Genomic DNA, 11,199 nt, shown 5'->3' with positions numbered 1-11,199 from the left:
AGTACTAGCGCTGTAGCATCTACATCAGCAAGCACAAGTGCGGTAGCGTCTACGTCAGCATCAACAAGTGCGGTAGCGTCTACGTCAGCAAGCACAAGCGCTGTAGCGTCTACCTCAGCAAGCACAAGCGCTGTAGCGTCTACCTCAGCAAGCACAAGCGCCGTAGCGTCTACCTCAGCAAGTACTAGCGCCGTAGCCTCTACCTCAGCGTCAACAAGTGCTGTAGCCTCTACCTCAGCAAGTACTAGCGCCGTAGCATCTACCTCAGCGTCAACAAGTGCCGTAGCCTCTACGTCAGCAAGTACTAGCGCAGTAGCCTCTACGTCAGCGTCAACAAGCGCCGTAGCCTCTACTTCAGCGTCAACAAGCGCGGTAGCGTCTACCTCAGCGTCAACAAGCGCGGTAGCGTCTACGTCAGCGTCAACAAGCGCCGTAGCGTCTACGTCAGCAAGCACAAGCGCCGTAGCCTCTACATCAGCATCAACAAGTGCTGTAGCCTCTACGTCAGCATCAACAAGTGCCGTAGCCTCTACGTCAGCGTCAACCAGTGCCGTAGCCTCTACCTCAGCCTCAACCAGTGCCGTAGCGTCTACCTCAGCATCAACAAGTGCCGTAGCGTCTACCTCAGCATCAACAAGTGCTGTAGCTTCTACATCAGCATCAACAAGTGCCGTAGCGTCTACCTCAGCATCAACAAGTGCAGTAGCGTCTACCTCAGCAAGCACAAGCGCGGTAGCCTCTACCTCAGCAAGCACAAGTGCAGTAGCGTCTACGTCAGCGTCAACAAGCGCAGTAGCGTCTACCTCAGCGTCAACAAGTGCTGTAGCGTCTACCTCAGCGTCAACAAGCGCGGTAGCGTCTACGTCAGCGTCAACAAGCGCGGTAGCATCTACCTCAGCAAGTACTAGCGCCGTAGCATCTACCTCAGCGTCAACAAGTGCCGTAGCCTCTACGTCAGCAAGTACTAGCGCAGTAGCCTCTACGTCAGCGTCAACAAGCGCCGTAGCCTCTACTTCAGCGTCAACAAGCGCGGTAGCGTCTACCTCAGCGTCAACAAGCGCGGTAGCGTCTACCTCAGCATCAACAAGTGCAGTAGCGTCTACCTCAGCAAGCACAAGCGCGGTAGCCTCTACCTCAGCAAGCACAAGTGCAGTAGCGTCTACGTCAGCGTCAACAAGCGCAGTAGCGTCTACCTCAGCGTCAACAAGCGCGGTAGCGTCTACGTCAGCGTCAACAAGCGCGGTAGCCTCTACCTCAGCGTCAACAAGCGCGGTAGCCTCTACCTCAGCAAGTACTAGTGCGGTAGCCTCTACCTCAGCAAGCACAAGTGCTGTAGCCTCTACGTCAGCAAGCACAAGCGCCGTAGCGTCTACCTCAGCAAGTACTAGCGCCGTAGCGTCTACCTCAGCAAGCACAAGTGCCGTAGCGTCTACCTCAGCATCAACAAGTGCCGTAGCGTCTACCTCAGCCTCAACAAGCGCTGTAGCCTCTACCTCAGCAAGCACAAGTGCGGTAGCCTCTACCTCAGCGTCAACAAGCGCGGTAGCGTCTACCTCAGCAAGCACAAGTGCCGTAGCGTCTACGTCAGCGTCAACAAGTGCCGTAGCCTCTACGTCAGCGTCAACCAGTGCCGTAGCGTCTACCTCAGCGTCAACAAGCGCGGTAGCGTCTACGTCAGCGTCAACAAGCGCGGTAGCATCTACCTCAGCAAGTACTAGCGCCGTAGCATCTACCTCAGCGTCAACAAGTGCCGTAGCCTCTACGTCAGCAAGTACTAGCGCAGTAGCCTCTACGTCAGCGTCAACAAGCGCCGTAGCCTCTACTTCAGCGTCAACAAGCGCGGTAGCGTCTACCTCAGCGTCAACAAGCGCGGTAGCCTCTACGTCAGCGTCAACAAGCGCCGTAGCGTCTACGTCAGCAAGCACAAGCGCCGTAGCGTCTACATCAGCATCAACAAGCGCCGTAGCTTCTACATCAGCGTCAACAAGTGCGGTAGCCTCTACATCAGCAAGTACTAGTGCGGTAGCCTCTACCTCAGCAAGCACAAGTGCGGTAGCTTCTACATCAGCGTCAACAAGTGCCGTAGCGTCTACCTCAGCAAGCACAAGCGCTGTAGCGTCTACCTCAGCAAGTACTAGTGCCGTAGCCTCTACCTCAGCCTCAACAAGCGCGGTAGCGTCTACCTCAGCAAGCACAAGTGCGGTAGCCTCTACCTCAGCGTCAACAAGCGCTGTAGCCTCTACCTCAGCAAGCACAAGTGCCGTAGCGTCTACGTCAGCGTCAACAAGTGCCGTAGCGTCTACATCAGCATCAACAAGCGCTGTAGCCTCTACATCAGCAAGTACTAGCGCTGTAGCCTCTACCTCAGCAAGCACAAGTGCGGTAGCATCTACATCAGCATCAACAAGCGCAGTAGCCTCTACCTCAGCAAGCACAAGTGCCGTAGCGTCTACCTCAGCAAGCACAAGTGCCGTAGCATCTACCTCAGCAAGTACTAGTGCCGTAGCCTCTACCTCAGCAAGCACAAGTGCTGTAGCCTCTACGTCAGCAAGCACAAGTGCGGTAGCTTCTACATCAGCGTCAACAAGTGCCGTAGCGTCTACCTCAGCATCAACAAGTGCCGTAGCGTCTACCTCAGCATCAACAAGTGCCGTAGCGTCTACCTCAGCATCAACAAGTGCGGTAGCCTCTACCTCAGCAAGCACAAGTGCGGTAGCTTCTACCTCAGCGTCAACAAGTGCGGTAGCTTCTACCTCAGCAAGCACAAGTGCCGTAGCGTCTACGTCAGCGTCAACAAGTGCCGTAGCGTCTACATCAGCGTCAACAAGCGCTGTAGCCTCTACCTCAGCGTCAACAAGCGCCGTAGCGTCTACTTCAGCGTCAACAAGTGCAAGCACACCAGCCTCTGAGTCTGAGTCAACAAGTGCATCTGCATCAATAGACACAGTATCTTCTGAAACACCATCAGAATCAGTAGCTAAGTCAAGACAGCAATTGCCAAATACAGGTACAGAAGTTTCCAAAACATCTGTGCTTCTAGGAGCTTTGGCAGCTGTGACTGGTTTAGGTCTATTTGCGAAACGCCGTAAACGTGATGATGAAGAAATGTAAACAATCAGCTTATCTCATACTTGATTTGCGATAGATGTGTCTATCGAGTTTGGATAAAAAAGTCTGTAAAATCATAAAAACGCATATTATCAGGTGTTCAAAAACTTGATAGTATGCGTTTTATTGTGGAAATATTTCCTTTCTTTTCGGATGGAATTGAGTTTCCTAGCCTTGTGTTTGTATAGTCGGTTAAAAAATTGAGTACGAAAATCCACTTCATAAAAGTATTGATAGATTATACTCTTCGAAAATCTCTTCAAACCACGTCAACGTCGCCTTGCTGTAGGTATGGTTACTGACTTCGTCAGTTCTATCCACAACCTCAAAACAGTGTTTTGAGCTGACTTCGTCAGTTCTATCTGCAACCTCAAAGCAGTGCTTTGAGCAACCTGCGGCTAGTTTCCTAGTTTACTCTTTGATTTTCATTGAGTATTAGTGGGCTTTTCTTGCACTGTTTTGATCTTTTATTTCCCTCGATTATATATTAGAGAGGATTAGTAGAAGAGGGGTGAGTTATTAGAATGATTATTCGCCATTTTATACCAAGCAATAATCAGACAGCAAGATAAGAGTACAGTTGTAGATAGTTAGAAACGTTTATCTGATCTTGTGTAGAGAAGATTGATGTCATCAATAAAAGATTAACGAGCAACCAATATAGATATAGTGTGATTTTTCTATAAGGATGGAAAAAAGAAGGGAAATTTGATAAGATAGGAATATGGATTTTGAAAAAATTGAACAAGCTTATACGTATTTACTAGAGAATGTCCAAGTCATCCAAAGTGATTTGGCGACCAACTTTTATGACGCCTTGGTGGAGCAAAACAGCATCTATCTGGATGGTGAAACTGAGCTAGAGCGGGTCAAAGAGAACAATCATGCCCTTAAACGCTTAGCGCTTCGTAAGGAAGAATGGCTCAAGACCTACCAATTTCTCTTGATGAAGGCTGGGCAAACAGAACCCTTGCAGGCTAATCACCAGTTTACGCCAGATGCCATTGCTTTACTTTTGGTGTTTATTGTGGAAGAATTGTTTAAAGAGGAGGAAATCACTATCCTCGAAATGGGTTCCGGGATGGGAATTCTAGGCGCTACTTTCTTGACCTCGCTTGATAAAAAGGTGGATTATTTGGGAATGGAAGTGGATGATTTGCTGATTGATTTGGCAGCTAGCATGGCAGATGTAATTGGTTTGCAGGCTGGTTTTGTCCAAGGAGATGCCGTTCGTCCACAAATGCTCAAAGAAAGCGACGTGGTTATCAGCGACTTGCCTGTCGGTTATTATCCTGATGATGCCGTTGCGTCGCGTCATCAAGTTGCCTCTAGTCAAGAACATACCTACGCCCATCACTTGCTCATGGAACAAGGACTTAAGTATCTCAAGTCAGACGGATACGCTATTTTTCTCGCTCCGAGTGATTTGTTGACCAGCCCTCAAAGCGATTTATTGAAAGGCTGGTTGAAAGAAGAGGCGAATCTAGTTGCTATGATTAGTTTACCTGAAAATCTCTTTGCTAATGCTAAACAATCTAAGACTATTTTTATCCTACAGAAGAAAAATGAAATAGTAGTAGAGCCTTTTGTTTATCCACTTACTAGCTTGCAAGATGCAAGTGTTTTAATGAAATTTAAAGAAAATTTTCAAAAATGGACTCAAGGTACTGAAATATAAAATAGATTTTGTTATAATAGATGAAAACGCTTAAAAGAGGAGTCTTGTTATGACAAAAACAATTGCAATCAATGCAGGAAGTTCAAGTTTGAAATGGCAACTTTATCAAATGCCAGAAGAAAAAGTATTGGCGAAAGGCTTGATTGAACGTATCGGTTTGAAAGATTCAATTTCAACTGTAAAATTTGATGGTCGTTCTGAACAACAAATTTTGGATATTGAAAATCACACACAAGCTGTTAAAATTTTATTGGATGACTTGATTCGTTTCGATATTATCAAGGCTTATGACGAGATTACAGGTGTTGGACACCGTGTTGTGGCTGGTGGAGAATATTTCAAAGAATCAACAGTCGTTGAGGGAGATGTTTTAGAAAAAGTTGAAGAGTTGAGCTTGTTGGCTCCTCTCCACAATCCAGCCAATGCAGCAGGTGTTCGTGCCTTCAAGGAATTGTTGCCAGACATTACCAGTGTAGTTGTTTTTGATACTTCATTCCACACAAGTATGCCAGAGAAAGCTTATCGCTACCCTCTCCCAACAAAATATTACACAGAAAACAAGGTTCGTAAATACGGTGCCCACGGTACAAGTCACCAGTTTGTAGCAGGAGAAGCAGCAAAACTCTTGGGCCGTCCATTAGAGGACTTGAAATTGATTACTTGCCATATCGGTAATGGTGCTTCTATTACAGCTGTTAAGGGTGGTCAATCTGTCGATACTTCAATGGGCTTCACTCCACTTGGTGGTGTGATGATGGGAACTCGTACAGGGGATATTGACCCAGCTATCATTCCTTACTTAATGCAATATACAGAGGACTTTAACACGCCTGAAGATATTAGTCGCGTCCTTAATCGTGAATCAGGGCTTATGGGTGTTTCAGGTAAATCTAGTGATATGCGTGATGTGATTGCTGCTATGGAAGAAGGGGACCACGATGCCACTTTAGCATATGAAATGTATGTTGATCGTATCCAAAAACATATCGGTCAATACCTTGCGGTCCTAAATGGAGCAGATGCTATTATCTTTACTGCAGGTATCGGTGAAAATGCTGCAAATGTGCGTGAAGATGTTATCTCAGGTATCTCTTGGTTTGGTTGTGATGTTGACCCAGAAAAGAACGTCTTTGGTGTGACAGGAGACATCTCAACAGAGGCTGCGAAGATCCGTGTATTGGTTATTCCAACAGATGAAGAGCTAGTTATTGCCCGTGACGTTGAACGCTTGAAAAAATAAGTAAAACTAGAAAAAAATATTCCGTACAAGGAGTTGGGAAAGAGATTTTTCCAGCTTCTTTTTCTGATGAAATTGTGCAAAACCTTGCTATGATTGGCTTTTTTGAAAAATATGGTATAATAGTAGTAATTTAATAGATGGAGTTGAGTTTTGAAGAAAAACTTTCGTGTAAAAAGAGAGAAAGATTTTAAGGCGATTTTCAAGGAAGGAACAAGTTTTGCCAATCGCAAATTTGTTGTCTACCAATTAGAAAATCAGAAAAAACATTTTCGAGTAGGTCTATCAGTTAGCAAAAAACTGGGGAATGCCGTCACTAGAAATCAAATTAAGAGACGGATTCGTCATATTATCCAGAGTGCCAAAGGGAGTCTGGTAGAAGATGTCGACTTTGTTGTCATTGCTCGAAAAGGGGTCGAAACCTTGGGATACGCAGAGATGGAGAAAAATCTACTCCACGTATTAAAATTATCAAAGATTTACCAGGAAGGAAATGGGAGTGAAAAAGAAACTACAGTTGACTAGTTTGCTAGGACTGTCTCTATTGATCATGACAGCATGTGCAACAAATGGGGCAACTAGCGATATCACAGCCGATTCGGCTGATTTTTGGAGTAAATTTGTTTACTTCTTTGCGGAAATTATTCGCTTTTTATCGTTTGATATCAGTATCGGAGTGGGGATTATCCTCTTTACAGTCTTGATTCGTACAGTCCTCTTGCCAGTCTTCCAAGTGCAAATGGTGGCTTCTAGAAAAATGCAAGAAGCTCAACCACGCATTAAGGCGCTTCGAGAACAATATCCAGGTCGAGATATGGAAAGCAGAACCAAGCTAGAGCAAGAAATGCGTAAAGTCTTTAAAGAAATGGGTGTCAGACATTCAGATTCTCTTTGGCCGATTTTGATTCAGATGCCGGTTATCTTGGCCTTGTTCCAAGCTCTATCAAGAGTTGACTTTTTAAAGACAGGTCATTTCTTATGGATTAACCTTGGTGGTGTGGATACAACCCTTGTTCTCCCGATTTTAGCAGCAGTATTTACCTTTTTAAGTACTTGGTTGTCTAATAAAGCCTTGTCTGAGCGTAATGGAGCTACGACTGCGATGATGTACGGGATTCCAGTCTTGATTTTTATCTTTGGGGTTTATGCTCCAAGCGGAGTTGCTCTCTACTGGGCAGTGTCCAATGCTTATCAAGTCCTGCAAACCTATTTCTTGAACAATCCATTCAAGATTATCGCAGAGCGCGAGGCTGTAGTACAGGCACAGAAAGATTTGGAAAATAGAAAAAGAAAAGCCAAGAAAAAGGCTCAGAAAACGAAATAATAAGGAGGAATCTGGTAATGGTAGTATTTACAGGTTCAACTGTTGAAGAAGCAATCCAGAAAGGATTGAAAGAATTAGATATTCCAAGAATGAAGGCTCATATCAAAGTCATTTCTCGCGAGAAAAAAGGATTTCTTGGTTTATTTGGTAAAAAACCAGCCCAAGTGGATATCGATGCTATTAGTGAAACGACAGTTGTAAAAGCAAACCAACAAGCTGTAAAGGGAGTTCCAAAGCAAATTAATGATTTGAATGAGCCTGTTAAAACAGTCAGTGAAGCAACGGTTGATTTGGGTCATGTTGTAGAGGCAATTAAAAAGATTGAAGAGGGAGGCCAAGGTATTTCTGATGAAGTCAAGGCTGAAATCTTAAAACATGAAAGACATGCCAGCACTATCTTAGAAGAAACTGGTCACATTGAGATTTTAAATGAATTACAACTTGAAGAAACTGCTCTCGAAGAAGTAGTAGAAACTCCTAATATTGAAATCCAAGCTGAGCAAACTGAAAGTCAAGAACTAGAAGACTTGGGCTTGAAAGTTGAACCGAGCTTTGATATTGAACAAGTAGCTACGGAAGTCACGACTTATGTTCAAACGATTATTGATGACATGGATGTTGAAGCTACACTTTCAAATGACTATAACCGTCGTAGCATCAATTTGCAAATTGATACTAACGAACCAGGTCGTATTATCGGCTACCATGGTAAAGTCTTGAAGGCCTTGCAACTGTTGGCTCAAAATTATCTTTACAACCGCTATTCAAGAACCTTCTACATTACTATTAATGTCAATGATTATGTTGAACACCGTGCAGAAGTCTTGCAGACCTATGCGCAAAAATTGGCGACTCGTGTTTTAGAAGAAGGGCGTAGTCATCAAACAGATCCAATGTCGAATAGTGAACGCAAGATTATTCATCGTATTATTTCACGTATGGATGGCGTGACTAGTTACTCTGAGGGTGACGAGCCAAATCGCTATGTCGTTGTAGATACAGAATAAGTAAAATCAGGGTTCTCCTGATTTTTTGCTAGTTAGAAGAGGTTAAGCGGATGTTGAATAAGATAAGAGACTATCTAGACTTTGCAGGTTTGCAATACCGTAATCCGGATAAGTCTGGAGATGAGCGAGAGAAAATGCTGGCATTTCGCCACAAAGGTCAAGAAGCACGAAAGGCTTTTACAGAACTGGCTAAAGTATTTCAAACCAGTCATCCAGAATGGCAACTCCAACAGACTAGTCAGTGGATGAACCAAGCGCAGCGTTTGCGACCACATTTCTGGGTCTATCTACAGAGAGACGGACAAGTAACAGAACCTATGTTGGCTCTTCGTTTGTACGGGACATCTACTGATTTTGGTATTTCCTTAGAGGTCAGTTTCATTGAGCGCAAGAAAGATGAGCAAACTTTGGAGAAACAAACCAAGGTATTAGAAGTTCCAGTTGTAGAAGGAATTTATTATCTAGCCTACTCTGATGGCCAAAGTCAATGGTGGGAGGCGAACGAAGAAAATCGTAAAATTTTAAGAAATAAAATATCCAATCAGGAAGTCCGAAAAGTTTTAGTTAAGGCAGATGTTTCTTTTATTGAAAATCAATCATTAGAAGTGATTTTAGAAAAATTAGATGAAGCTTATGAGCGCTTACTTCCCTACTATCAGGCGACCAGAGGGTAGAAGTCACGAGACCTATCTAGAGTCGAATTGTTTAATTGCTATTCTATGTATTTTTTCATATAATAGTAAAATAGAATGTGTGATTCAATAATCACCTCAAATAGAAAGGAAATTCTATGTCAAATCTATCTGTTAATGCAATTCGTTTCCTAGGTATTGACGCTATCAACAAAGCCAACTCAGGTCACCCAGGTGTGGTTATGGGAGCAGCTCCGATGGCTTACAGCCTCTTTACAAAACAACTTCGTATCAATCCAGCTCAACCAAACTGGATTAACCGCGACCGTTTTATTCTTTCAGCAGGTCATGGTTCAATGCTCCTTTATGCTCTTCTTCACCTTTCTGGTTTTGAAGATGTCAGCATGGATGAAATCAAGAGCTTCCGTCAGTGGGGTTCAAAAACACCAGGTCACCCAGAATTTGGCCATACAGCAGGGATTGATGCTACGACAGGTCCTCTAGGTCAAGGGATTTCAACTGCCACTGGTTTTGCCCAAGCAGAACGTTTCTTGGCAGCCAAATATAACCGAGAAGGCTACAATATCTTTGACCACTATACTTACGTTATCTGTGGAGACGGAGACTTGATGGAAGGTGTCTCAAGCGAGGCAGCTTCGTACGCAGGCTTGCAAAAACTAGATAAGTTGGTTGTTCTTTATGATTCAAATGACATCAACTTGGATGGTGAGACAAAGGATTCCTTTACAGAAAGCGTTCGTGACCGTTACAATGCCTACGGTTGGCATACTGCCTTGGTTGAAGATGGAACAGACTTGGAAGCAATCCATGCTGCTATCGAAGCAGCTAAAGCTTCAGGTAAACCATCTTTGATTGAAGTGAAGACTGTTATTGGATACGGTTCTCCAAATAAACAAGGAACTAATGCCGTACACGGTGCTCCTCTTGGAGCAGATGAAACTGCAGCTACTCGTCAAGCTCTCGGTTGGGAATACGAGCCGTTTGAAATCCCAGAACAAGTATATGCTGATTTCAAAGAACATGTTGCAGACCGTGGCGTATCAGCTTATCAAGCTTGGACAAAACTTGTTGCAGATTATAAAGAAGCTCATCCAGAACTGGCAGCAGAAGTAGAAGCAATCATCGATGGGCGTGATCCAGTTGAAGTGACTCCAGCAGACTTCCCAGCCTTAGAAAATGGCTTCTCTCAAGCAACTCGTAATTCAAGCCAAGATGCCTTGAATGTCGTAGCTGCTAAGTTGCCAACCTTCCTAGGTGGATCAGCTGACCTTGCTCACTCAAACATGACTTATATCAAAACGGACGGACTTCAAGACGATGCTAATCGCTTGAACCGTAACATTCAGTTTGGTGTTCGTGAATTTGCAATGGGAACGATCTTGAACGGGATGGCTCTTCACGGTGGACTTCGTGTATACGGTGGAACTTTCTTCGTCTTCTCTGACTATGTGAAGGCAGCTGTCCGCTTGTCAGCCTTGCAAGGACTTCCTGTGACTTATGTCTTTACCCACGATTCTATTGCAGTTGGGGAAGATGGCCCAACGCACGAACCAGTTGAACATTTGGCAGGTCTTCGTGCTATGCCAAATCTAAATGTTTTCCGCCCAGCAGATGCGCGTGAAACTCAAGCAGCTTGGTACCTTGCAGTGACAAGTGAGAAAACACCAACTGCCCTTGTCTTGACACGTCAAAACTTGACTGTCGAAGAAGGAACAGACTTTGACAAGGTTGCAAAAGGTGCCTATGTTGTCTATGAAACTGCAGCAGACTTTGATACCATCTTGATTGCGACAGGTTCAGAGGTCAATCTTGCTGTCTCAGCTGCCAAAGAATTGGCTAGTCAAGGTGCAAAAATCCGCGTAGTCAGCATGCCATCTACAGATGTCTTCGACGCACAAGATGCAGCATACAAGGAAGAAATTCTTCCAAATGCAGTTCGCCGTCGTGTTGCAGTCGAAATGGGTGCAAGTCAAAACTGGTACAAATATGTTGGTCTCGATGGTGCCGTTCTAGGTATTGATACCTTTGGAGCTTCTGCTCCAGCACCAAAAGTATTGGCAGAATATGGCTTTACTGTAGAAAACCTTGTAAAAGTTGTTCAAAACTTGAAATAATCGGCTCTTTGTCAACTGTAGTGGGTTGATGAAAAGCTAAGCTCGAGAAAGGACAAATTTCGTCCTTTCTTTTCTGAT

At 44.4% G+C, this 11,199-nt stretch carries 8 protein-coding genes and 1 pseudogene; 8 read left to right on the top strand and 1 reads right to left on the bottom strand.

What is annotated here, in order from left to right; translation table 11 throughout:
• Positions 1 to 3,023: pseudogene (locus N8M20_RS10620) on the bottom strand (hypothetical protein); the annotation flags it as partial.
• Between N8M20_RS10620 and N8M20_RS10615 the strand changes: the two are divergent.
• From N8M20_RS10615 to tkt, 8 genes are all read left to right on the top strand, one after another.
• Positions 2,938 to 3,111: an LPXTG cell wall anchor domain-containing protein gene (locus N8M20_RS10615; RefSeq protein ID WP_314726193.1), complete on the top strand. Its 174-nt coding sequence runs from the start codon at positions 2,938 to 2,940 to the stop codon at positions 3,109 to 3,111. The pseudogene N8M20_RS10620 and the gene N8M20_RS10615 sit on opposite strands and share 86 nt — an antisense overlap.
• Before the next feature lie 721 nt (positions 3,112 to 3,832).
• Positions 3,833 to 4,786: a class I SAM-dependent methyltransferase gene (locus N8M20_RS09915; protein WP_261080476.1), complete on the top strand. Its 954-nt coding sequence runs from the start codon at positions 3,833 to 3,835 to the stop codon at positions 4,784 to 4,786.
• A gap of 49 nt (positions 4,787 to 4,835) precedes the next feature.
• Positions 4,836 to 6,026, top strand: coding sequence for an acetate kinase (locus tag N8M20_RS09910; RefSeq protein WP_223340419.1), 1,191 nt, complete (start codon positions 4,836 to 4,838; stop codon positions 6,024 to 6,026).
• Positions 6,027 to 6,176: 150 nt separating this feature from the next.
• Positions 6,177 to 6,548, top strand: a complete 372-nt coding sequence (gene rnpA / locus N8M20_RS09905; RefSeq protein ID WP_261080475.1) for a ribonuclease P protein component — start codon at positions 6,177 to 6,179, stop codon at positions 6,546 to 6,548.
• Positions 6,523 to 7,347: a membrane protein insertase YidC gene (locus N8M20_RS09900; RefSeq protein ID WP_261080474.1), complete on the top strand. Its 825-nt coding sequence runs from the start codon at positions 6,523 to 6,525 to the stop codon at positions 7,345 to 7,347. Before rnpA ends, N8M20_RS09900 begins: the two co-directional genes overlap by 26 nt.
• Before the next feature lie 17 nt (positions 7,348 to 7,364).
• Positions 7,365 to 8,354: an RNA-binding cell elongation regulator Jag/EloR gene (gene jag, locus N8M20_RS09895; protein ID WP_261080473.1), complete on the top strand. Its 990-nt coding sequence runs from the start codon at positions 7,365 to 7,367 to the stop codon at positions 8,352 to 8,354.
• Positions 8,355 to 8,404: 50 nt separating this feature from the next.
• Positions 8,405 to 9,028, top strand: coding sequence for a ribonuclease P (locus N8M20_RS09890; protein WP_261080472.1), 624 nt, complete (start codon positions 8,405 to 8,407; stop codon positions 9,026 to 9,028).
• Positions 9,029 to 9,144: 116 nt separating this feature from the next.
• Entirely contained in the window at positions 9,145 to 11,121 is a 1,977-nt protein-coding gene (gene tkt, locus N8M20_RS09885; protein ID WP_261080471.1) for a transketolase, read from the top strand.
• The last annotated feature ends 78 nt before the right edge of the window (positions 11,122 to 11,199 follow it).

Source organism: Streptococcus mitis, assembly GCF_946190275.1.
GTDB lineage: Bacteria > Bacillota > Bacilli > Lactobacillales > Streptococcaceae > Streptococcus > Streptococcus mitis_DC.
This window is presented reverse-complemented; position numbering and strand designations above follow the sequence as displayed.